At 73.7% G+C, this 20,964-nt stretch carries 22 protein-coding genes; 13 read left to right on the forward strand and 9 right to left on the reverse strand.

All coding sequences use genetic code 11. The features are described from left to right. Window positions 1–85: 85 nt before the first annotated feature. From ACWDGI_RS06235 to ACWDGI_RS06255, 5 genes are all read right to left on the reverse strand, one after another. Window positions 86–670 carry a vitamin K epoxide reductase family protein gene (locus tag ACWDGI_RS06235; RefSeq protein WP_450755864.1) on the reverse strand — a complete coding sequence of 195 codons (585 nt, stop codon included), beginning with the start codon at window positions 668–670 and terminating at the stop codon, window positions 86–88. Continuing rightward, window positions 670–1,170: a DUF5949 family protein gene (locus ACWDGI_RS06240; protein WP_450755866.1), complete on the reverse strand. Its 501-nt coding sequence runs from the start codon at window positions 1,168–1,170 to the stop codon at window positions 670–672. The genes ACWDGI_RS06235 and ACWDGI_RS06240 overlap by 1 nt, the downstream gene beginning before the upstream one ends. Window positions 1,171–1,298: 128 nt before the next feature. After that, entirely contained in the window at window positions 1,299–1,589 is a 291-nt protein-coding gene (locus ACWDGI_RS06245) for a hypothetical protein (RefSeq protein ID WP_450755868.1), read from the reverse strand. 242 nt (window positions 1,590–1,831) lie between these two features. Further along, on the reverse strand, window positions 1,832–2,572 hold the full coding sequence (locus ACWDGI_RS06250) for a hypothetical protein (RefSeq protein ID WP_450755870.1): 741 nt from the start codon (window positions 2,570–2,572) through the stop codon (window positions 1,832–1,834). A gap of 284 nt (window positions 2,573–2,856) precedes the next feature. After that, window positions 2,857–3,096 (reverse strand): chaplin, encoded by a 240-nt coding sequence (locus tag ACWDGI_RS06255; protein ID WP_450755872.1) that lies wholly within the window; start codon window positions 3,094–3,096, stop codon window positions 2,857–2,859. A gap of 257 nt (window positions 3,097–3,353) precedes the next feature. Between ACWDGI_RS06255 and ACWDGI_RS06260 the strand changes: the two genes are divergently transcribed. Genes ACWDGI_RS06260 through ACWDGI_RS06300 form a run of 9 tightly spaced genes read left to right on the forward strand, consistent with a single transcriptional unit; the run spans window position 3,354 to window position 13,762 of the window. Further along, complete coding sequence (locus tag ACWDGI_RS06260) at window positions 3,354–4,454, forward strand: DUF3344 domain-containing protein (protein ID WP_450755874.1); 1,101 nt, start codon at window positions 3,354–3,356, stop codon at window positions 4,452–4,454. A 57-nt stretch (window positions 4,455–4,511) separates the two neighbouring features. Beyond that, window positions 4,512–5,663, forward strand: a complete 1,152-nt coding sequence (locus ACWDGI_RS06265; protein WP_450755876.1) for a glycosyltransferase — start codon at window positions 4,512–4,514, stop codon at window positions 5,661–5,663. Beyond that, the gene (locus ACWDGI_RS06270; RefSeq protein WP_450755878.1) at window positions 5,660–7,081 is read left to right on the forward strand and encodes an exopolysaccharide biosynthesis polyprenyl glycosylphosphotransferase; all 1,422 of its coding nucleotides are present in this window, start codon (window positions 5,660–5,662) and stop codon (window positions 7,079–7,081) included. The genes ACWDGI_RS06265 and ACWDGI_RS06270 overlap by 4 nt, the downstream gene beginning before the upstream one ends. 2 nt (window positions 7,082–7,083) lie before the next feature. Beyond that, window positions 7,084–8,439, forward strand: a complete 1,356-nt coding sequence (locus ACWDGI_RS06275) for an O-antigen ligase family protein (RefSeq protein WP_450755880.1) — start codon at window positions 7,084–7,086, stop codon at window positions 8,437–8,439. A 26-nt stretch (window positions 8,440–8,465) separates the two neighbouring features. Next, window positions 8,466–10,124: a murein biosynthesis integral membrane protein MurJ gene (murJ, locus tag ACWDGI_RS06280; RefSeq protein ID WP_450755882.1), complete on the forward strand. Its 1,659-nt coding sequence runs from the start codon at window positions 8,466–8,468 to the stop codon at window positions 10,122–10,124. Continuing rightward, window positions 10,108–10,863 carry a polysaccharide deacetylase family protein gene (locus tag ACWDGI_RS06285; protein WP_450755884.1) on the forward strand — a complete coding sequence of 252 codons (756 nt, stop codon included), beginning with the start codon at window positions 10,108–10,110 and terminating at the stop codon, window positions 10,861–10,863. The genes murJ and ACWDGI_RS06285 overlap by 17 nt, the downstream gene beginning before the upstream one ends. Then, entirely contained in the window at window positions 10,864–12,003 is a 1,140-nt protein-coding gene (locus tag ACWDGI_RS06290) for a glycosyltransferase (protein ID WP_450755886.1), read from the forward strand. Next, the gene (locus tag ACWDGI_RS06295; protein ID WP_450755888.1) at window positions 12,000–12,647 is read left to right on the forward strand and encodes a lipopolysaccharide biosynthesis protein; all 648 of its coding nucleotides are present in this window, start codon (window positions 12,000–12,002) and stop codon (window positions 12,645–12,647) included. The genes ACWDGI_RS06290 and ACWDGI_RS06295 overlap by 4 nt, the downstream gene beginning before the upstream one ends. Continuing rightward, entirely contained in the window at window positions 12,644–13,762 is a 1,119-nt protein-coding gene (locus tag ACWDGI_RS06300) for a GNAT family N-acetyltransferase (protein WP_450755890.1), read from the forward strand. The genes ACWDGI_RS06295 and ACWDGI_RS06300 overlap by 4 nt, the downstream gene beginning before the upstream one ends. Here the strand turns inward: ACWDGI_RS06300 and ACWDGI_RS06305 are convergent. Beyond that, window positions 13,759–15,093: a glycoside hydrolase family 26 protein gene (locus ACWDGI_RS06305; RefSeq protein ID WP_450755892.1), complete on the reverse strand. Its 1,335-nt coding sequence runs from the start codon at window positions 15,091–15,093 to the stop codon at window positions 13,759–13,761. The two genes, ACWDGI_RS06300 and ACWDGI_RS06305, sit on opposite strands and share 4 nt — an antisense overlap. A 174-nt stretch (window positions 15,094–15,267) precedes the next feature. Here ACWDGI_RS06305 and ACWDGI_RS06310 point away from each other — a divergent pair, with 174 nt between their 5' ends. Next, window positions 15,268–16,611 carry a carboxylate--amine ligase gene (locus ACWDGI_RS06310; RefSeq protein ID WP_450755894.1) on the forward strand — a complete coding sequence of 448 codons (1,344 nt, stop codon included), beginning with the start codon at window positions 15,268–15,270 and terminating at the stop codon, window positions 16,609–16,611. Then, window positions 16,611–17,867 carry an FAD-dependent oxidoreductase gene (locus ACWDGI_RS06315; RefSeq protein ID WP_450755895.1) on the forward strand — a complete coding sequence of 419 codons (1,257 nt, stop codon included), beginning with the start codon at window positions 16,611–16,613 and terminating at the stop codon, window positions 17,865–17,867. Before ACWDGI_RS06310 ends, ACWDGI_RS06315 begins: the two co-directional genes overlap by 1 nt. A 58-nt stretch (window positions 17,868–17,925) precedes the next feature. Here ACWDGI_RS06315 and ACWDGI_RS06320 read toward each other — a convergent pair whose 3' ends face one another. The 3 genes from ACWDGI_RS06320 to ACWDGI_RS06330 form a co-directional block, all read right to left on the reverse strand. Next, a complete protein-coding gene (locus tag ACWDGI_RS06320) occupies window positions 17,926–18,600 on the reverse strand; it encodes a chaplin (RefSeq protein ID WP_450756503.1) in 675 nt (224 codons plus the stop codon). A gap of 142 nt (window positions 18,601–18,742) precedes the next feature. Then, on the reverse strand, window positions 18,743–18,970 hold the full coding sequence (locus tag ACWDGI_RS06325) for a chaplin (RefSeq protein ID WP_450755897.1): 228 nt from the start codon (window positions 18,968–18,970) through the stop codon (window positions 18,743–18,745). Window positions 18,971–19,211: 241 nt separating this feature from the next. After that, window positions 19,212–19,628: a rodlin gene (locus ACWDGI_RS06330; protein WP_450755899.1), complete on the reverse strand. Its 417-nt coding sequence runs from the start codon at window positions 19,626–19,628 to the stop codon at window positions 19,212–19,214. A gap of 267 nt (window positions 19,629–19,895) precedes the next feature. Here ACWDGI_RS06330 and ACWDGI_RS06335 point away from each other — a divergent pair, with 267 nt between their 5' ends. Continuing rightward, window positions 19,896–20,309, forward strand: coding sequence for a rodlin (locus tag ACWDGI_RS06335; protein ID WP_450755901.1), 414 nt, complete (start codon window positions 19,896–19,898; stop codon window positions 20,307–20,309). A gap of 232 nt (window positions 20,310–20,541) precedes the next feature. Next, window positions 20,542–20,952 carry a rodlin gene (locus ACWDGI_RS06340; RefSeq protein ID WP_450755903.1) on the forward strand — a complete coding sequence of 137 codons (411 nt, stop codon included), beginning with the start codon at window positions 20,542–20,544 and terminating at the stop codon, window positions 20,950–20,952. Window positions 20,953–20,964 lie beyond the last annotated feature (12 nt).

The raw sequence follows: 20,964 nt of genomic DNA on the forward strand, positions 1-20,964 counted from the left end.
GCCGGAAAACGGCATCAGTTCACAATTCGCCCGGGTGCAGCATTAGTCGGCTGTTCACTCATCAGCTCGTCCCGAAGTCCACTGTTCAGCTCGTCCAGAAGTCCCACCAGCGGGTCAGGATCAGCATGCCGACGACCCCGATGTGCAGCAGTGGAAGCACCCAGGTGAACTCGCCGAGGAATTCCCGCAGCCAGGCGGGCGCGGGCAGGAATCGCTGGCGTACGGCGAAGGAGGTGACGTACCAGAACAGCAGGATGGTGGCGACCCAGGCCAGGCAGCACCACAGGCAGAGCGCGTTGATCCGGTACAGCGACTCGAACTGCAGCCAGGACACGAACCCCACGCCGAAGAGACATCCCGCGTCGAAGGTCAGCCAGTACCAGGCGGGGAAGCGGGCGCCGGCCAGCAGGCTCACGCCGACGCAGATCACGACGGCGTAGGCCGCCAGGCCCAGCATCGGGTTGGGGAACCCGAACGCCGCGGCCTGGTCGCTCTTCATCACGCTGCCGCAGGACACCACCGGGTTCAGGCTGCACCCGGGGACGAAGCGCGGGTTCTCCAGCAGTTTGAACTTGTCGAGGGTGATGACCCAGGAGGCCAGCAGCCCGGCCGCCCCCGCGACCACCGTGAGCAGCGCGAACCCCCGGCCGGCGGCTGCGGTCCGCGGCATCAGCCGCGCAGGCTGCGGGCGGGCAGCACGACGTGTGCGGCGGCCGTCAGGGTCTCCTCGGCCCCGGCGAAGTCCTTGAGCGCCGCCGCCTCGACGGGCCTGCCGGGCGCGCCCTGGGGCCACGGCCGGGTGGTGAACACCAGGTAGGCGTAGCCGCGTTCGCCGACGGCGGCGAGCCACTCCTCGGGCGCGGGGCACTGGGCGTTGAGCGGAGCCAGGTTGAGGACGGCCGTACCGGACTCGACCAGCAGGGTGACGGGCAGGCTGGGCCGGGCGGTGCCGTCGACGAGGTCGCCGCCGACCGGCAGTCCGTTGTTCTCCAGCAGCGCCTCGACGGCGGCCGAGGTGGCCTCCGCACCGCCCGCGGCGTCGCCGAGGGAGTAGGCCAGCAGATAGGGCATGTCACTGCCGTCGGGGGCTTCACCGCTCCAGGCGAGGACGGCGACCGTGCCGAGGTCGGCCGGGCGGAACGGGCGGGTTTCGCTAGGGGTTGAGGTCACCGCGTGACCTTATCGACGGGGCGCGGGGCGGCCCGGCGCCCCGTCACCCGACCGGCGGACAGCCGGCGGCGCGGCCACACGAACGAGGGACGCCGCTCCGACGTCCCTCGCAGCGTTCCCGCCCGGCCTCAGCCCTGCAGCGGCAGACCGCCGAGCAGCGGGCTGTGCTGGTTGACGGCGCCGGTCGTCCGCTTCACCTTGTTGAGCACGGAGCGCTTGTTCTCGGTGTTGAGGGCGTCCGACTGGTGCTTCAGCGGCATCGCCTGGTCCAGCGTCAGGGGGCTCTTGGTGAGCGTGTTCACGGCGCCGTTGAGGCTGGTGGGCGTCAGGTCGGCGTTGTTGGAGGCGAACGCGGGCGCGGCGAAGCCGGCGAGGGCCACGGAACCGGCGACGACAGCGGCAGCCTTCAGAGACTTCATCGTGTTCCTTTCTTCGGCGACTTGCGGCGGCGCGAGCCACACGACGGAAGCCACCAGGGGAAATGCTGACGCCGTGCCTAACGACGCCCCGGCAAGCCGGAAACCCCACGCCCGGAAGACATATGAGATCCCGAGAGGGCCGACGGCCGAGGACCGGCCGGTGGCACCGGTCGGGTCGGTCAGGTCGGTCAGGTCGGTCAGGTCGGTCAGGTCGGTCAGGTCGGTCGGGTCGGTCAGGTCGGTCAGGTCGTGGGTACCGGGAGCGGTGGGGAGGCCGGCAGGCTGGGCGCGGCGGGCAGGCTCGGCAGCCCCGGCAGGTTGGGCGCGGGCAGGCCGCTGCCGAGCAGGATCGCGGCGAGCAGGTTGACCAGGCCGGTCACGACGGCGGTGGCGGCCGGCAGCACCTGGCTGACGTCACCGGAGGTGGCGGCCTTGAGGAGGTTGTCGACCGCGGTCTGCAGGGCGGTCAGCGCGTCGCCGGCCAGGTCCTTGGCGGCGGGGGCGCCCCCGAGGCCCTTGGCCTGGGCGGCGGCCGGCTCGGGGAACGCGGCCGGCACGGCGGGGGCGCCCGGCACGGCCGACGCCGACGGCACGGCGGCCACGGACGGCAGGGCGGGCGCCGACGGCAGTGCCGGGGTCGCGGGGACGGTCGGCGCCGGGGCCGGGGCCGCCGCGGTGACCTGGGCGATGGCCGCCTTCACGGCGTCGCCGAGCTGGGTGGCCTGATCGGGGGTCAGCTGGCCGTTGTCCGCCGCGAGCACGGTGTTGAGCAGGTCGGTGACCGGCTTGAGCACGGTCCCGAGGTTGCCCAGCGACTTGACCTGGGCGAGCAGCGCGTCGGCCCCGGGGACGGGCGCCTGGGACATCGCGTGGGTGCGCTCGTGGGCCGAGTCGGCGGCGACGGCCGCCGGGCCGGTGATCCCGGCCAGAAGAAGGGCGCAGAGCGCGGTGGACGCGAGACGCCGTGCGGGCAGAGCACGCATGGGTGTTCCTTTCGATGCACAGGGGACTTGCTGCCACCGTGAAATCACCCGTGCCGGCCTGCAACCGCTCGACCGCCCACCGTCACCGATCACCTTCGGTGAGGCAGGCATCGTGCCTGATGAGGCGCCCTGCCAAGGCCGCCTCGCCAGGTCCGCCCCGACTCCGGCCGTTCGAGGGAACGCCCGGGTGAGGCTCGTGCGGAAGCCGCACCCGGACGCACGAACCGGCCGGCCGCCCGCGGGGTGCGCGGGCGGCCGGCCGGCCAAGGGGAGATACCGCCGCGTCAGTCGTTGACGCAGGTGTTGCCGAACGCGGGGTTGAGCAGGCCGATCACGTCGACGGTGTCGCCGCAGACGCTGACCGGCACGTGGACCGGAACCTCGATCACGTTGCCGGACAGCACGCCCGGGGAGTGGGCTGCGGCGCCGTTCGCGCCGCTGTCGGCGGCGGCCATACCGGCGCCGCCGGCGACGGCCGCGACGGCGGCGGTGGAGAGGACCAGGCCCTTCGCGATACGCGACATGAAGGTGCTCCTTGGGGTCGGGACAAACATCCGGGCGGATGCCCAGCGCCGTGTCAACGCGCGACACCGGCCCGGGTTGTGCCGCCGAACGAGTGATCTCCCGGAAGCCCTCCTTCACCATTCCGACACACTTGCCCGGTTTCGACCGATTAGTGCTGAAAGAAGCTAGAGTTGCGGACCTCCTGACATACCCGTATTGGCATCACATCGCACTCTTTCCCGCCTCCCCCTCCTTTCCCGAAAGGGCGAAGCCGGTCATGCGCAATCCCCTGGGCCCGCCGCTGCGCCGTGCGTCGGTGAGCGCGCTCGCCCTCGCCGCGATCTGGGCACCGGGCACCGCCCGGGCGACCGTCCCGGCCGCACCGCCCTCCCCCGAGGCCCCGCGCATCCCCTTCGCCGAGCGCTACCACGTGGTGCAGCGAGGCGGCATCGTCCGCGCGGCCAACGCGTCCGTCAGCTGCCGTACCACGGCGGGCGACCCGTCCGAGCCGCTCTGCCCGGCCGCCCGCGCGGGTCAGGTCCCGGCGGTGAACGGGGACTTCGACATGTTCTACGTGGACGTCGACGACGACCCCCACACCTACAACTCCTCGCGCGCCGAGCTCCGGCTGCCGGAGGGCTCCCGGGTGACGTACGCGCGGCTGTACTGGGGCGCCAATCTGCTGGCCGGTGAGCAGAAGCCGGCCAGGGAGAACGGGCGGGTACTGATCGCCGAACCAGGCGGCCAGTACAAGGAACTGCTCGCCGACACGGTCGTGGGCCGTCGGGCGGAGGGCGGCACGGACGCCTTCCAGGCCTCGGCGGAGATCACCGACCTGGTCCGGTCGAGCGGCCCCGGACTGTGGACGGTCGGCCAGGTGAACGCCGCCATGGGCCGGTCGGGGCCCGGTGCCTGGGCCGGCTGGACCCTGGTGGTGGCGTACCGGAACCCGGCGGAGCCGCTGCGCACGCTCGCCCTCTGGGACGGCTTCGACTCACTCGACAGGGCGGCCGAGGTACGGCTGAACGGGCTACGTGTCCCGCGTGGCGCCGACGGGCGAGTGGGCCTGGTGGCCTACAACGGCGACCGGGGCGACACCGGCGACTCGCTCACGTACTCCATCGCCGGCCGTGCCCCCACCCCGCTCGCCGACTCCGCCGACCCGGCCGACGACGTACTCAACTCCACGATCAACGACCCCGGCCCGGTACGCGCCCGGCGTGAGCCCGCGTACGACAACGCGCTCGGCTACGACTCGGATGTGTTCGATCTCGGTACCGGTCTCGCGCAGGGCGGTGACCAGCTGACCTTCCAGCTCGTTTCCCAGCGCGACGCGGCGTGGGCGGGCGCGCTCTTCGCCGCCGTGGACGTGCAGTAGTGCGGCGCGTTTCCGCCCGCAGTCCCGAGCGCCCCCCGTGAGCGAGGAATACCGCGTATGCACCGATCAGCAACCGACCCTCGGCGACGGGTCCTGCACCTGGCGCAACCCGTCGAGGGTGGGGTGGCCCGGGTGGTCCTGGACCTGACGAAGGCCCAGCTCACGGCCGGTCTGCGGGTCACGGTGGCCTGCCCCGGTGGTGAACTGGCCGAGGCCGCGCGGGAACTGGGCGCCGAGGTGCGCGGGTGGCGCGCCGACCGGTCCCCGGGCGCCGGTCTCCGGGACGAGGTACGCCGGCTCGGCCGGCTGCTCGACGAGGTGCGGCCGGAGCTGGTGCACGCGCACAGCGCCAAGGCGGGCCTGGCCGGCCGCCTGGCCGTGCGCGGCCGCGTCCCGACCCTGTTCCAGCCGCACGCCTGGTCCTTCGAGGCGGTCGGCGGAGCCACCGCCGCGCTGGCGCTGCGGTGGGAGCGATGGGGAGCGCGCTGGGCGCACCGGGTGGTGTGTGTCAGCGAGGCGGAACGCGCGACCGGCGTGCGCGCCGGGATTCGCGCCCGGTACGCCGTCGTCCCCAACGGCATCGACACCGCTCACTTCACCCCGGGCGCCCCGGACACCCCGGGCCGGTCCGCGCCCGGGGCGCCCCTGGTCGTCTGCGTCGGCCGGCTGTGCCCGCAGAAGGGCCAGGACGTGCTGCTGCGGGCCTGGCCCGAGGTGCTGCGCCGGGTGCCGGGCGCCCGGCTGGCGCTGGTCGGCGACGGACCGGACCGCGAGGCGCTGCGCCGGCTCGCCCCCGACTCGGTCGAGTTCGCCGGCGCCGTCACGGACGTCCGCCCCTGGTACCGGGCCGCCGACCTGGTGGTGCTGCCCTCGCGCTGGGAGGGCATGGCACTGGCCCCGCTGGAGGCGATGGCCTGTGGCCGGCCGGTGCTCGTCACCGATGTCGACGGCGCCCGCGAGAGCCTGCCGCCCGGGTACGGCGCGCACGGTCCGGTGCCGCCGGGCCGGCCGGGCGCGCTGGCCGGTGCCGTCGCCGCGCTGCTGCTCGACCCGGAGCTGCGCGCGTCGCTCGGTGACCGGGGGCGCCGGCACGTCCAGTCCACGCACGATGTGCGGCGCACCGCGGAGGCGGTCGCGGAGCTGTACCGCGAACTCCTCGGCGGGCGCCCGCTCATGTCCTTTGAGTGCAGGGAGTCCATCCACTCGTGACCGCGGAAAGCACCGTCCCCTCCCCCGGCCCGCAGCCACGGGAACACGGACTCTCGCCCGTCTCGGTCCTGCCGGCCCGCACCACCGGAGGCTTCCGGTTCCCGCTGCGCCGGCCGCCCGCGCGGCCCGCCTCCCCGGTGCCGCTGCTGGCCACCGACCTGTGCGCCGCGCTGCTAGGCACGGTCGTCCTCGACGAGGCAGTACGCCGGCCCGTCCTGGTGGGTCTCCTGATGTCCGGGGCGATACTGCTGCGCCCGCAGCCCAGCGGGCGGGTGTCCGGGATCCTGGACGAACTCCCGGCGGTGTGCGGCCGGATCGCCGTCCTCTGGCTGGGCCTCGCCGCCGCACTCGCCGCCTGGGACCCGGACCGCGCGCTGCCCGCCCGCACCCTGCTGCTGGGCTGTGTCCTGCACGCGGCGGCGGCCTGCGCCGGCCGTGGTCTGGTGCACTGGCGCCGCCGGCTGGCCCTGCTGCGCCACCCGCGCGCCGCCCTGGTCATCGGCCCCGCCGCCACCGCCCAGCGGGTCGCCGCCGCCGTGCTGCGCCACCCGGGCTTCGGGGTACGGCCGGTCGGTGTCGTCGCCGAGCGCCCCGAGGGCCCCGAAGGACTGCCCGTGCTGACCACCGGCGAGGAGGTCGAGCGGGCCCTCATCCAGAACGGGGTCCGGGCCGTCCTCACCGTCCACCCCGATGTCCGCACCGAACAGGGCCCGCTGCTGCGGGCGCTGGCCGAGTCGGGCTGCGCGGTCTGGGAGGTCGACGCGGACTCACCGGCGTACGAGATGCGCGACCAGCTCGCCGGGTTCTCCTGCCGCCGGCTCGAGATGAGCTCGCGGCGGCGCGGCAGCGCCGGCAAGCGGATCCTCGACATCGTGGTCTCCGGGTCGGCGCTCGTCCTGGTCAGCCCGCTGCTGCTGGTGTGCGCGGCGGTACTGCGGCTCACCGACGGACCCGGCGTGGTCTTCCGGCAGGAGCGCATCGGCCGCGGCGGCCGCCCCTTCACCCTGCTCAAGCTGCGCACCCACCGCCCGGTCGACGCGCACGAGGCCGCGACCCGCTGGAGCGTGGCCGGCGAACGCGAGATGAGCCCGTTCTGCCGCTTCCTGCGCCAGACCTCCCTGGACGAGCTGCTCCAGCTGTGGAACGTGCTGTGGGGCGACATGAGCCTGGTCGGGCCGCGCCCCGAACGACCCTACTTCGTCGGCCAGTTCAGCCAGGCCTACCCGGGTTACGCGGCCCGCCACCGGATGCGGACCGGCATCACCGGACTCGCCCAGATCCACGGGTTGCGCGGCGACACCTCCATCGAGGACCGGGCCCGCTTCGACAACGCCTACATCGACAACTGGTCGCTGTGGCAGGACGTCTGCATCCTGCTGCGCACCGCGGCCGCGCTCGTGCGCTCGACGGGGAGCTGACGATGAGTTTCGCACTCTCCCCGGCCAGGCCCCTGCGGCTGCGGCCGGTCCTCGCCGCGGCCGCCGTGCTCGCCGTCCTCGCGCTGCCGCTCACCCCGGCCGGCGACGACGGCGGCGCGGGACCGGCGGACGCGGTGTCCGCGCTGGTGGTGCTGTACGCCGCGGTGCGGACGGTACGGGAGCGGCGGCGGCCGCTGTCGGCGACGGCCGCGGTGGTGCTGGGCATGCCGGTGGTGGGGCTGGCCGTCGCGGCGGCCGGCGCGTCCTCGCCTGGGGCCGGGCTGACCGGCCTCGGCCGCTATCTCCAGGTGTTCGTCCTGGTCCCCGCCGCCGTGCTGCTGCTGATCCGGGACCGTGCCGACCTCCGGCTGCTGGCCTGGTCGTTCGTGGGGCTCGCGGGGTGGCAGGGCGCGGTCGGGGTGCACCAGTACCTCACCGGGACCGGGGCGTCGTACCAGGGCGAGGAGATCCGCGCGGTCGGCACGTTCGGGCCGCAGGACGTGATGGGCATGGCGACCGTGGTGTCGTTCGGCCTGGTCTGCGCGCTGGGGCTGGCGCTGGGGCGCTCGCCGGTACGGCAGCGGGTGGCGGCGGGCGTGTGCGCGCTCGGCCTGCTGCTGCCGCTGGCCGTGTCCTTCAGCCGCGGGGCCTGGATCGCGACGGTGCTGACCTGTGGTGTGCAGCTGGTGCTGGCCGGGCTGCGGCGGGCGCTGAAGGTGGCGGCGGTCGCGGTCGCCGCGGGTGTGGTGCTGGTGGGGGGCTTCGGGGTCGGTACGACGATGCTCCAGGAGCGGCTCAGCAGCATCGGGCAGGTGACCGACGCGCCGGACCAGTCGGTGGTCGACCGCTACACGCTGTGGGCTGCGGCGACCGGCATGTGGCGCGAACATCCGGTGACCGGCGTCGGGTTGAAGAACTTCCCGGCCTACCGGGACGGGCATGCCTCGCTGGCGCTGTCCTCCGGGAGCGACACGGAGGGGGCGGGGGCCGCGTTCCGCAAGCAGCCGCTGCTCTCGCCGCACAACATGTACCTGCTGGTGCTGAGCGAGCAGGGACTGCTCGGGGCGCTGGCGCTGGCGGGCAGCTGGCTGGCGCTGCTGGTGTGCGGGCTGCGCGGGTGGTGGCGGGTCCGCGGCGGTGACGGCCTGGACTGCGCGCTGGTGGGGTGCGGGCTGCTGGTCTGGCAGCTCGTGGACTTCGCGTACGCGGACATCGGGGGGCCGTCGACCGTGCTGACGGCGGTGGTCTTCGGGGCGGTGGCCTGGTGGGCGTTGGTGGGGGCGGACCTGGTGGGCGCCGAGCCGGCAGGGGCCGAGCCGGCGGGGGCCGAGCTGGTGGGGGCGGGGCGTTCGCTATGACGGTCACGCCTTCCAGGACTTCGGGCGTGCCCGGGTCGCGGGTCGACAGCGAGTCGGCGGCGGCCGAGCGCACCCACGCGGCGGAGCCGCAGACGTCACAGCCCCGCGCCCCTGACGGTGCGCCTTCCTCCCGTCGTGTCCTCGCCAGAGCCGCCCTTGTCACCGCCACCTTCTCCGTCGTCGGCTCGCTCCTCGGTCTCATCCGGGACCAGTCGCTCGCCCGGCTCTTCGGAGCCGGGCGGGACACCGACGCCTTTCTCGTCGCCTGGACCGTTCCCGAGTTCGCGGCGACCCTGCTCATCGAGGACGGCCTCGCCTTCGCGCTGATCCCCGCCTTCAGCCTGGCCCTCGCCCGGCGGGCCCAGGGGGCTCCCGGCGACCCCGTCCGGGCGCTGGTCGCCGGGACCCTGCCGAAGCTGGCCCTCGCCTTCGCGGCCGTCGGCGCTCTCCTCATCGGAGGTGCCCCGCAGCTCGTCGAGGTGCTCGCGCCCGGTCTGCGCGACCCCGGGCTCGCCGTGGACTGCACCCGCCTGACCGCCACCTGTGTGCTGACCTTCGGACTGGCCGGGTACTGCAGCGCCGCCCTCCGCGCCCACCGGCGGTTCCTGGCGCCGGCCGCGATCTACGTCGCCTACAACGCCGGCATCATCGCGGCGATGTTCGCGCTCGGCGGCCACTGGGGCGTGCGGTCGGCCGCGTTCGGGGTGGCGGCCGGGGGCCTGCTGATGGTCGCCGTACAGCTTCCCTCGCTGCTCGGGCAGTTGCGGCGCCGGGTCAAGGCCGCCGTCGGTGACCCGGTCGCCGAGGCGGAGCCGCTGAACGTCGTCCTGATGGCCACCGTGCTGCTGTTCGCGCTGTGCCGGCAGTCGCAGGTGCTGATCGAGCGGTTCCTCGCCTCGCATCTGCACTCCGGGGCGATCTCGCACCTCAACTACGCGCAGAAGGTCGCGCAGATCCCGATGTCGATGTCGATGATGCTGTGCACGGTCACCTTCCCGGTGGTGGCCCGGGCGCTGGCCGAGGGCGACACCGAGCGGGCCAGGCGCCGGGTGGAGCGGGACCTGTCGGTGGCGGCGAGCGTCGTCCTGCTCGGCACCGCCGTGGTCGTGGCGTGTGCGCCGCAGCTCATCCACCTCCTGTTCCAGCGCGGGGCGTTCACCGCCGCGGACACCGCCGCCACCGCCGCCGTGATGCGCGTCTACGCACTCGGGCTGCTCGGGCAGACCATGGTCGGGGTGCTGGTCCGCTCCTACTTCTCGGCGGGCCGCGCCACCTGGTACCCGGTCGGGGCCATGGCCGCCGGGATCGTCGTGACCTCCTGGATCGGCGCCATGGCGGTGGGCCGGTACGGCATCACCGGCATCGCCGCCGCCAACGCCACCGGCATCACCGTCACCGCCGTGCTCCTGCTGTCCGGCATGGGCCCGCGCAGCGTCCCGATCCGCACCCGGCGGGTGCTGGCCGAGCTGAGCCGGCCGGTGCGGGCCGCCGTGGTCGCCACGGTCGTCGGCACCTTCGTCGCCGCCCGGCCCGCGGACCCGCTCACCGGTCTGGCGGCCGGTGCCACGGCCGTGACCGCGATCTTCGTCCTGCTCGGCTGGGCGCTGGACGCCCAGGGCTTCGCACCCGCACTCCGTTCCGTAGGCACCGTCACCCGAAGGCTCGCGCATGCCGTCTTCCATTGAGTCCGCCGAGAAGGTCAGACGCCTGGCGGGCCCGGTTCCCTGGGTCGCCATGTACCACTCCGTGGGCGACTGCTCGGACGATCCGTACCGGGTCACCGTCACGCCCGACCGGCTGGCCGCACAGCTGGGCTGGCTGCGCCGGCGGGGGCTGCGCGGGGTGTCGGTCGCCGCGCTGCTCGCCGCCCGGGCCCGGGGCGAGGGGCGGCGGCTGGTCGGGCTCACCTTCGACGACGGCTACGCCGACTTCCTCGACCACGCCCTGCCGCTGCTCGACCGCTGGGGCTGTGGCGCCACCCTGTTCGTGCTGCCCGGACGGCTCGGCAGCGACAACCGCTGGGACTCGCTCGGCCCGCGCAAGCCGCTGCTCACCGCCGAGGGGGTCCGGCGGGCGGCGGCGGCCGGTGTGGAGATCGGCTCGCACGGGCTCACCCATGTCGACCTGACGAAGGCCGACGCGGACACCCTCAGGGCCGAGACCGCCGACAGCCGGGCTCTCCTGGAGGAGCTGGTCCAGGCCCCCGTGGACGGTTTCTGCTACCCCTACGGGTCCGTCGACCAGCGGGTCGTCGACGCCGTACGGGACGCCGGATACGGCTACGCCTGCGCCATCGACCCCGGCGACCTGAACGGCCTGCACATCCTGCCCCGGCTGCACATCGGCCAGAACGACCGCGCCCTGCGCCTCTTCCTGAAGTACCGGCTGCACCGGTTGCGCCGCCGCCCGGTCAAGGGGCTGTGAATGAGAGCTCTGCATGTCATCACGGGGTTGGGCGTCGGCGGGGCGGAGCAGCAGCTCCGGCTGCTGCTCCGTCATCTGCCCGTCTCCTGCGACGTCGTCACGCTCACCAACCCCGGGCCGGTCGCACACTCCCTGGCCGCCGACGGGGTGCGGGTGGTCCATCTCGGGATGGCCGGGAACCGGGACCTGGCCGCGCTGCCCCGCCTGGTCCGGCTCATCCGCCGGGGCCGCTACGACCTCGTCCACACCCACCTCTACCGGGCCTGTCTGTACGGCCGGATCGCGGCGCGCCTCGCGGGCGTGCGGGCCGTCGTCGCCACCGAGCACTCGCTCGGCGACACCCAGCTGGAGGGGCGCCGGCTGAACGCCGGGGTACGGGCGTTGTACCTCGCGGGCGAACGGCTCGGCCGGTCCACGGTCGCCGTCTCCCCCACCGTCGCCGAGCGGCTGCGCCGGTGGGGGGTGCCGGGGCCGCGGATCGAGGTCGTACCGAACGGCATCGACCTGGAGCGGTTCCGCTTCGACCCGGACCGGCGGCAGCGCACCCGGGCCCGGCTCGGGATCCCGCAGGACGCCTTCGTGGTGGGCGGCATCGGGCGGCTGGCGCCCGGCAAACGGTTCGACGTACTGATCGGCGCGCTGCCCCGGCTCCCCCGGGACTGCAGGCTGTTGCTGGTCGGCGGGGGTGCGGAGGAGCAGGCGCTGCGCCGTGCCGCCGGGGAGGCCGGGGTCGCCGACCGGGTCCTGTTCGCCGGCGAGCGGCCGTATGTCTCCGACAGCCCGGCCGACCCCGACCTCCCCGCCCTCACCTCCGCCATGGACGTACTGGCCTCGCCCTGCACCGAGGAGGCCTTCGGGCTCGCGGTGATCGAGGCGCTGGCCGCCGGGCTGCCCGTCCTCTACAGCTCCTGCCCGGCCGTCGAGGACCTGCCGGCCGCCGCCGCCCCCGGCGCCCGCCGGATCGAGGGCGGCGTCCGTGCCTTCGCCGAGGCGCTGGCCGCCGCCCGCGCCACCGGGTCCGGCCCGCGCACCGCGCCGGAGGCCGCCCGTCACTACTGCATCACCCGCAGCGCCGCCCAGCTCATGGACGTCTACGCGGCCGCACTCGCCACCACCCCTCAGGGAGCCAGTACGCCATGACCGAGACCACCACCAGGGCAGCCCGCCCGTTCGCCCGTGCCCGCACGGTCCCGCCCTGGTCGCTGCTGGCGGCCGGGGTCGCCGCCGGCGCTCTGCTGGGCGGCGCCTACGGCGTGCTCACGCCGCCCAGCTACACCGCGACCAGTTATGTCATCGCCGTCCCCACCGACCGGTCCGACACCGCCACCGCGCAGGGTTTCGCGCAGGCCTACGGCCGGGTCGCGACCCAGCTCGCGGTGCTCGGGGACGCCCAGGTGTGGGCCGGGGTGCCGGTGAACACGCTGCGGAACAGCGTGCAGACGGAGACCTCGCCGGACGCGCCGATGGTCGCCGTCTCGGCCACCTCGCCGCACCCCCTGCAGGCCGCCGACATGGCGAACGCGGTGGCCCGCTCGCTCGCCCAGCACGCCAACGACACCAAGGGCGACACGCACGTCGAGCTCCTCCAGTTCTCCCGGGCGCTGAAGCCGACCGCGCCCACCTCGGCGTCCCCGAAGGTGACCGGTCTGGTGGGGGCGAGCGCGGGCGGGCTGCTGGCCGGTCTCGTGGTGCTGGTGCGGCCCCGGCGCCGCGAGGAGGAGAACGCCCTGCAGGCCTCCGTGCCGGGACCTGCCGTCGCCGCCGACGTGCACGGGCAGCTGTGACGACGACGGCGCACCCGACGCTCGCCGCGCACACCACCGAACTCGTCACCGACGAGGCGGCCTTCGCCGGGCTGGCCCCCGCCTGGGGGCGCCTGTACCGGCGGTGCGGCACGGCCACCCCGTTCCAGAGCCACGCCTGGCTGCACTCCTGGTGGCGCTCGTACGGGGTGCCCGGGCGGCTCCGCCTGGTCCTGGTGCGCCACGGCGGTGAACTGGTGGGCGCGGCCCCGCTGATGCTGGTGCACCGGCCGCTGCCCACGCTGGTGCCGCTGGGCGGGGCCATCTCGGACTACACGGACGTGCTGCTCGCCGACGGCGACGACGGCCGGGCGGCGGCCGCCCTCACCCAGGAGCTCGCCCGGGCGGCCCGGACAGCGCTGATCGACTTCCGTGAGGTGCGTCCGGGCGGTGCGGTGGAGCGGGTGTACGACCGCTGGCACGGGCCGTGCCGGAAGGTGCCGGACTCGCTGTGCCTGGAGCTGCCCGCCGTGGCCATGGACGAGCTGGTGGCCCGGCTGTCCTCGAAACAGGCCCAGCGGGTGCGCGCCAAGCTGCGCAAGCTGGGCTCGCTCGGGGTGCGCCGGGACGTCGTGACGCCGGAGGGTGTCGACACCGCGCTCGGCCGGCTTCTCGATCTGCACCGGCTCCAGTGGCAGGGGCGGAAGGTGACGACGGAACACCTCCAGTCGCGGTTCCGGGAGCATCTGGTGCGCTCGGTGGGGCCGATGGTGCGCTCCGGGGACGCGGTGGTCACCGAGTTCCGGCTGGACGACGAGGTGGTCGCCGTCGATCTGACCCTGCTGTCGCCGAGCCTGGCCGGCGGCTATCTGTACGGGGCGCATCCGCAGTTGCGCGAGCGCAAGGCGGACGTGGCGGTGATGCTGCTGGACGCCTGCGCCCAGCACACCGGGGCCGGCGAGCGGGGCGCGCTGAGCCTGCTGCGCGGGAACGAGCCGTACAAGCACCACTGGCGGCCCCAGCCGGTCGTCAACCAGCGGCTGCTGCTGGCCCGGCGTCGCACCGCGCCGCTGCTGACGGCGGCGCTGTGCGACGCCGCCGCCCGGCAGCGGGTCAAGGAGGTGCGGCACCGATGGAAGGAACGCCGGCAGGACTAGCTCCGCGTGCGCGACCACCAGTCGAGGCGGACGCAGAGTTTCCCGCCGAGCCAGTACTCGACCCAGTCGCCCAGGTCCATCGGCGCGCAGCCGGCCGGCGGCGTGGTGCCCGGAGTGGGAGTGGGGCTGGAAGTCGGGGTCGGTTTCGGGGTCGAGACGTCCGGGGTGGCAGCCGGCGTCGGGGTCGCGGTGTCGGTCCGGCCGGAGAGGGCCGAGCGGTAGACCCGCGACGAACGCGGGTTGTCCGAGCACTGCCAGACACCGTGCGGGCAGTAGTCGGTCAGCGTGTTGTACAGCGGCTTGTGCTCGTCCATCCAGGCGAGCATCCGCCGCATGTATTCGGCGTTGTCACCGTTGCGGAAGAGACCCCATTCCGGATAGGAGACGGGTTTCCCGTGAGCCTTCGCGAAATCGACGTGGTCCTGAAGTCCGTAGGGCTCCCGCACCTGTTCGCCGAAGGAAAGACCGGTGGGCTGGTCGTAGGAATCCATGCCGACGACGTCGACCGTGTCGTCCCCGGGGTAGCACTGTGTCCACGGGACGGCGTCGCGGCCCCGGCTCGGCGTGAAGTCGAACCGGAATTTCTGGCCCGGCACCGCACGCATGGTGGTGACGATCCTCTTCCAGTACTTCTTCCAGGCCTCCGGGTCGGGCCCGCAACGGTGGGTGTAGGTGGTGCCGTTCATCTCCCAGCCGAGCACGATGACCGTGTCCGGCACCTCCAGCCGCACGAGCCGCTCGGCCAGGGCCCGGAAGTGCTGATCGAACCGGCCGGCGGCGCCCTGCGCCAGCAGCGACCGGACCTCGGCGTCCCCGACGTGGTCCTCGTTGCGCTCCTGCATGGGCACGTTGAGGACGAGCATCCGGTCGTCCTTCTCCCGCCGCCAGTGCGCCCAGACGTCGAGGAAGCCGGGCGCGCCCTCGATGTCGGCCCAGCGGTCGCCGGGCAGATACGTGTGCGCGACCTTCAGCTCGGTCCCGCCGAGCCAGCCGCTCAGCTGGGCCATGCGGGCCACGCCCAGCGGCCCGGAGTCCAGGAAGGCCCCGAAGGCCGGCGGTGCCGCCCTGGCGGGGGCGGGCGTGACCTGCGCCGGGCTCGCCGGTACCGGTGCCGGACTCGCCGCGGCCGGCAGGGGTGCCGCCGACGCCGGGACGGACGTCGTGGGTGTCGGAGCCGGTGTCGGGTCCGTGACCAGCGCCACCTCCGCACCCGCGGCGAATCCCGGACCGGTGGCCAGGGTCGCCGAGGCGACGACGACCGCCGCCACCGCCGCTACCACGGCCCGCCGGTGCGACCGGGATCTCGGCTGCTTTCGCCGTTGTGGAGCCATGCCTGCTCCTTTCTCCACCAGTTCTCGTCCGTTCTTCTCGTCCGTTCGCGCATGCGCTGAGGAAGTACCAGTTACTGACACTCAGTCATATCAATATGAATTCCGCCAGTGCGGCTGCGGCTTTCGGGTGGGCCGAACGCCCGCACGGGTGAACCGACGCAAAGGAAATGGTCCGTGTCGCTGCTAGACATCCGGGTTCCCGCCGTTCTGCTGCGGATCGACCGGAATCCCTTTCACCACGGCACCCTCGGGGCTGTGCGCTCTCTCGGCAGAGCCGGCGTGGACGTTCATCTGGTCGCCGATTCCACCGGCAGTCCGGTCGGCAGGTCCCGTTTCGTACGGCAGCTGCATCCGCCGCCGGCGCCGGGTGCGTCCGCCATGGAGATCGTGGCCGTGCTGCGCCGGGTGGCGGCGCGGATCGCCCGTCCGGCGGTGCTGATCCCGATGGACGACGCGAGCGCGATCGCGGTCGGCCGGCTCCGCGAGGACCTCGCGCCCGCCTACCTGCTGCCGCAGCAGCCCGCTCTGCTTCCCGAGCGGGTCGCCGACAAGGCCGAGTTGGCCGAGGTGTGCGCGGCGGCCGGGATCCCGCACCCGCGGACCCTCGTCCCGGACAGCGCCGAGCAGGCCGCCTCCGCCGTCTGGCGGCTCGGGCTTCCGGTGGTCGCCAAGTGGAGCCGGCCCTGGCTGGTCCCGGCCGGGTCCGGGCTGCGCAGCACGGTCGTGGTGCGCTCGGCGCGGGAGGCGCGGGAGCTGTTCCTGCGGGCCGACGAGGCGGGCAGCAGGCTGCTGCTGCAGGAGTTCCTGCCGCCGGGCCCGGACCGCGACTGGTTCTTCCACGGTTACGCCGACCGCACCGGCGCGGTACGCGCGGGCGGCCCCGGCCGCAAGCAGCGGTCCTGGCCGCGCGGGGCGGGCCTGACGGCGGTCGGCCTGTGGACGCCCAACCCGCAGGTCCAGGGGCTGGCCGAACGGCTCACCGGCGAACTGGGCTTCCGGGGCATCTTCGATCTGGACTTCCGGCGCTGCGGCAGCACCGGCCGCTACCACCTCCTCGACTTCAACCCTCGTCCGGGCGCGCAGTTCCGGCTCTTCACCGACGGCGCGGGCCTGGACGTCGTACGCGCCCTGCACCTGGATCTGACCCACCGTCCGCTGATCGCCGGGGCGCCGCTGGCCGGGCGGGCGTTCGTGGTGGAGAACTACGCGCCGCTGAGCGCGCTGCGGCCGGCCCCGCGCGGGCGCGAGCTGGCCTGGAGCGCGCCGGACGACCGGGGGCCGGGCCTGGCGATGTGGGCGCTGTGGTGCCGGCACGTGGCGGGCCGGCTCCTCGCCAGGCTGCGCCCCGGCACGGTCCCGGTCCCGCGGCCGTCCTCCGTCGTGGTCCGCCAGGCCGGGGAGCCGGCCGGGGAACGCCGCCCGGCCGCCCTGGACGAGGAGTTCTCCGGAGTGTCCGGTGTCTCCAGCCTCTCCGGTCTGCCCGACCGGTCCGACGACGAGAAAGCGAGCAGCTGCTGATGTACGACCTGTTGGTGGTGGGCGCGGGCCCGTACGGCCTGTCCATCGCGTCCCACGCCGCGGCGGCGGGGCTGAACGTCCGCGTCTTCGGCCGTCCGATGGCGTCCTGGCGCGACCACATGCCCCGCGGGATGTTCCTCAAGTCCGAACCGTGGGCCTCCAACCTGTCGGATCCCGAGGCGCGTTGGCGGCTGGACGTGTACTGCGCGGGCCGCGGGGTGGAGGCCCGGCACGGGCGGCCGATCCCGCTGGACATGTTCACCGAGTACGGGCTGTGGTTCGCCCGCAACGCCGCCCCGCCCGTCGACGAACGCACCGTCACCCGGATCGCGCCCCGTACCGGCGGCTTCGACGCGACGACGGAGGACGGCGAGACCCTGCGCGGCCGGACCGTCGCCCTCGCCGTCGGCGTGCTGCCGTTCGTCGAGATCCCGTCCGCCCTGCACGGCCTCTCCCCCGACCTGGTCTCGCACAGCAGCCACCACGCCGACCTGGACCGTTTCCGGGGCCGGGACGTCACGGTGATCGGCGGCGGCCAGGCGGCCCTGGAGACCGCCGCGCTCCTCGCCGAACAGGGCAGCAGGGTACGGGTGCTGGTGCGCGCGGAAGAGCTGTACTGGAACGAGGTGCCGCCGCCCTGGGAGCGCCCCTGGTGGAAGTCGGCGCGCGCCCCGCACAGCGGTCTCGGCCCCGGCTGGCGCAACTGGTTCTACTCCGAGCGCCCCGGCCTGTACCGGCGGCTCGCGGAGCCGACCCGGGCGCGGATCGCGGCCACGGCACTCGGCCCGGCCGGCGCCTGGTGGGTGCGGGAGCGGGTGGAGTCCGGGGTGGAGGTGCTGCTCGGCCGCGAGGTGACGGCGGCCCGGGCCACCGCGGGCGGGGTACGCCTGGACACGGCCGTGCGCGGCGGCGGGGCGGACACCCTGGAGACCGAACACGTCATCGCGGCCACGGGGTTCAGGGCGACCCGGGAGCGGCTCGGGCTCCTGGCCGACGACCTGCGTACGACGCTGGTGACCGGGGCCGACGGGGCGCCGGAGGTCGGCCGGGGTTTCGAGTCGTCGTACCCCGGGCTGTTCCTGGCCGGTCTGATCACGGCCGCGGGATTCGGCCCGGCGATGCGTTTCGTGCACGGCGCCACGTTCACCGCGGACACGCTGGTGCGCGGGGTACGGCGGCGGCTGCGCTCGGGCCCGGCCGGCTGGGGTGTCGACGCGGACCACCGCGAGCCGGCACCGGACGTGGTGCGGAACTGACGGACGCGGGTGCCGGATCCCGAAGAAGGCGTCCGGCACCCGGCTGACCGGGCAGGCCCTAGGACCGGCGGGACGCGGCTCGGCCCCGTCGGTACAGCATCGTCCCGCCCGCGATCAGTGCGGCGCTGGCGGCCGAGGCCGCGAGCATGGCCTCCCGGTCACTGCCGGTGTGCGGCAGGGTGGGCGGCGATCCCTGGTGGTGCCCGCCGGGCGGAGGTGTCGGACTCGGCGTCGAAGGCGTCGGGCTCGGCGACGGGGGTGTCCGGCTCGGTGGCGGCGGCGTCGGGCTCGGCGACGAGGGCGTCGGGGTCGGTGACGGCGGTGTCGGGCTCGGTGACGGCGTCTCGCTGCAGGGGGGCGAGGTCTCTTCGCCGTAGGGGGGCGGGGTGTTGCCGGGCGAGCCCTCGGCGCCGTAGCCCGAGTCGCAACCCGTGCTGCCGTAGCCCGGGCTGTCGTCGCCCGAGTCGCCGTAGGACGCGTCGTCCGCCCGGTCGCCGGTGTGCTCGTCGGAACCCGGTGCGTTCGCACAGGAGTTGCCGAAGGCCGGATTCAACAGGGCGGCCAGGTCGATCGAGTTGCCGCACGCGCTGACCGGCACGTCCACCGGGGCCTGGACGTTGTTGCCGGACACGACACCCGGTGAACCGCCTGCCGCCCCGGTCGCGTCCGTGTCGGCGAGCGCGGGACTGGCGTACAGGGACAGAATGCCGGTCGCGGCGGCGGCCACGACCATTCCTCTGCTGAGGGTCTGTCGCAATCTCGTTGTCTTCCTGCTCAGAAGTGGAGAGGCCGGCCTCGGAGCGCGGATGCGGAGGATCGACGATCCGAGGCCGACCGTGACACAGCCGGACGGCTGGTGCGCTGCGCCGACGTCGTCAGTCGTTGACGCAGGCGCCGCCGAACGCGGGGTTCAGCAGCGCGATGACGTCGACGGTGTCGCCGCAGGCCTCGACCGGAACGTGGACCGGAACCTCGATCACGTTGCCGGACACCACGCCCGGGGAGCTGACGGCGGCGCCCTCGGCACCCGAGTCCGCGAAGGCCGGGACGGCGCCCATCAGGGCCAGGATCGCACCGGCAGCGACAGCAGCGGTCTTCTTCATGAACTTTCCCTTACTCTGCGGTCATGCCCGTATGACGGCCGAAACCGAGCGAGCACGGCATGAATGGCTCGCATCATGACCGGCAGAATGTAGAACGAGAAATAGGCGGTCGAAGAAACTACGGAACGCGCGCCGTCGGGTAATTCACTCGAACGCCTGGCAAGAAATGGCCGAACGCAGCGAAATCCGCCCGGGCGGCGTGCGAAAGCACGTCATCCGGGCGGATTTCACGAGGCCGGGGTCACTGGTTGGCGACGCCGTTGGCCGAGAGGGCCGAGATGTCGTCCAGGACGTGCGACACCGGCTCGTCGCCCTTGGCCTGGGTGGAGTTCTCGGCGCACTGCTGGTTCTGCGGCGCGGAGAGGACCGGCACGTCCTGGGCCACGCCGACGGCGGCGATGAGGCCGAGGATCCCCTGGAGGTTCCCCTTCGCGGGCAGACCGACGCAGAGCTTGTTGAGCGAGCCCTGCACCAGGGTGGCCTGCGGGCTCATCTTGCCCTTGGTCACCGAGTTGCCGAACTGCTCCTGGGCGCCGTTGCCGCTGGCGGAGGTGGTGCCGTGGTCGTTGCCGGTGGCAAGCGCCTGGGGGGCTGCCGCCGCCGACACACCTACGACGGACGCGGCGACCGCCGCCGCGGCCATTGCCTTCTTCAGCATTTCGCTTTCCTTTCCTGGCTCCGTGCGCAAGACGCACGTTCCTGCCCCCGCATCAACCGCCCGCGCCCGGAATGGTTGCGGTGAGGACGCGGCACGTCACCCGATCGGACCGGTCACCGCCCGGAATTCCCTTACGGCCGCGCGCCCGCGGCGACGTCGGGGATTACCGGGCCGTGCGCCATCGGAGTGAAACGGAGCAACCAAACGCGTCGCGGGGAGTTGACCAGTGGGCTCCGGTGGACGGGGTTTTTCCAGAAGGGAATCACAGTGATCAAGAAGGTTCTGGCCGTCGCCGCTGTCGCCGCCTCCGTGGCCGGTGCCACCGCTGTCGCCGCCTCGCCGGCCCTGGCCACCGGCAACGACCACGGCACCACCTCCGCCAGCGGCAACGGTGCCTCGCAGGCGTTCGGCAACTCCGCCACGTACGGCAACATGAGCCCGCAGCTGGCGCTCATCCAGGGCTCCTTCAACAAGCCGTGCATCGGCCTGCCGGCGAAGCTGAACCTCCAGGGCCTGGCCGGTGTCGGCGCCGTCGGCGTCCTGCAGGACGTGCCGATCCTCTCCGCGCCGCAGAACCAGCAGTGTGTCGAGAACTCCACCCAGGCCAAGGGCGACGAGCCGCTGTCGCACATCCTGGACGACATCTCGGCCCTGTCCGCCAACGGCACCGCCAACCAGTAGTCCGCACGCGTTCCGGGCCCCTTTCGGGGTGCTCTCGGCCGGCGGGCCGCCGACTTCCCGGCGGCCCGCCGGCCTGCGTCGTCTCCGGTGCACCCACCCCCCGGCGGGGCGCTCGTCGCCTAATCGGACTGCGCTACTCCAATGGGGGCAAAGCACGCAACCCCGGCAGGGTTCCTGCCGTTGACGATCACGCAGCTCCTCCCCGGAGTCCGCCTTTCGAAAGGGATTGAACATGAAGAAGCTGTGGGCAACCGCGGCCGTTGCCGCCACCGTCGCCGGTTTCGCCGCCACGGCCGCCCCCCAGGCCCTGGCCACCGGCAACGACAGCGGCACCACCTCGGCCAGCGGCAACGGCGCCAAGTCGGAGTTCGGCAACTCGGCCACGTTCGGCGACCAGAGCCCGCAGCTCTCGCTGGTCCAGGGGTCGCTGAACAAGCCGTGCGTCGGCCTCCCGGTCAAGGCGAACCTCCAGGGCCTGGTCGGCGCCGCCGCCGTCGGCGTCCTGCAGGACGTGCCGGTCCTCTCCGCGCCGCAGAACCAGCAGTGCGTCGAGAACTCCACCCAGGCCAAGGGCGACGAGCCGCTGTCGCACATCCTGGACGACATCTCGGCCCTGTCCGCCAACGGCACCGGCAACCAGTAGTCCAGAAGCTCC

The sequence above is a fragment of the Streptomyces sp. NPDC001220 genome, from assembly GCF_053597895.1.

Bases quoted from the DNA above. Each gene is read 5' to 3' on its own strand.
- ACWDGI_RS06235 (WP_450755864.1), bottom strand. From the start codon at position 670: ATGCCGCGGACCGCAGCCGCCGGCCGGGGGTTCGCGCTGCTCACGGTG.
- ACWDGI_RS06320 (WP_450756503.1), bottom strand. From the start codon at position 18,600: ATGGTCGTGGCCGCCGCCGCGACCGGCATTCTGTCCCTGTACGCCAGT.
- ACWDGI_RS06295 (WP_450755888.1), top strand. From the start codon at position 12,000: ATGACCGAGACCACCACCAGGGCAGCCCGCCCGTTCGCCCGTGCCCGC.
- ACWDGI_RS06330 (WP_450755899.1), bottom strand. From the start codon at position 19,628: ATGCTGAAGAAGGCAATGGCCGCGGCGGCGGTCGCCGCGTCCGTCGTA.
- ACWDGI_RS06260 (WP_450755874.1), top strand. From the start codon at position 3,354: ATGCGCAATCCCCTGGGCCCGCCGCTGCGCCGTGCGTCGGTGAGCGCG.
- ACWDGI_RS06275 (WP_450755880.1), top strand. From the start codon at position 7,084: ATGAGTTTCGCACTCTCCCCGGCCAGGCCCCTGCGGCTGCGGCCGGTC.
- ACWDGI_RS06255 (WP_450755872.1), bottom strand. From the start codon at position 3,096: ATGTCGCGTATCGCGAAGGGCCTGGTCCTCTCCACCGCCGCCGTCGCG.
- ACWDGI_RS06340 (WP_450755903.1), top strand. From the start codon at position 20,542: ATGAAGAAGCTGTGGGCAACCGCGGCCGTTGCCGCCACCGTCGCCGGT.
- ACWDGI_RS06325 (WP_450755897.1), bottom strand. From the start codon at position 18,970: ATGAAGAAGACCGCTGCTGTCGCTGCCGGTGCGATCCTGGCCCTGATG.
- ACWDGI_RS06250 (WP_450755870.1), bottom strand. From the start codon at position 2,572: ATGCGTGCTCTGCCCGCACGGCGTCTCGCGTCCACCGCGCTCTGCGCC.
- ACWDGI_RS06290 (WP_450755886.1), top strand. From the start codon at position 10,864: ATGAGAGCTCTGCATGTCATCACGGGGTTGGGCGTCGGCGGGGCGGAG.
- ACWDGI_RS06265 (WP_450755876.1), top strand. From the start codon at position 4,512: ATGCACCGATCAGCAACCGACCCTCGGCGACGGGTCCTGCACCTGGCG.
- ACWDGI_RS06245 (WP_450755868.1), bottom strand. From the start codon at position 1,589: ATGAAGTCTCTGAAGGCTGCCGCTGTCGTCGCCGGTTCCGTGGCCCTC.
- ACWDGI_RS06285 (WP_450755884.1), top strand. From the start codon at position 10,108: ATGCCGTCTTCCATTGAGTCCGCCGAGAAGGTCAGACGCCTGGCGGGC.
- ACWDGI_RS06305 (WP_450755892.1), bottom strand. From the start codon at position 15,093: ATGGCTCCACAACGGCGAAAGCAGCCGAGATCCCGGTCGCACCGGCGG.
- ACWDGI_RS06315 (WP_450755895.1), top strand. From the start codon at position 16,611: ATGTACGACCTGTTGGTGGTGGGCGCGGGCCCGTACGGCCTGTCCATC.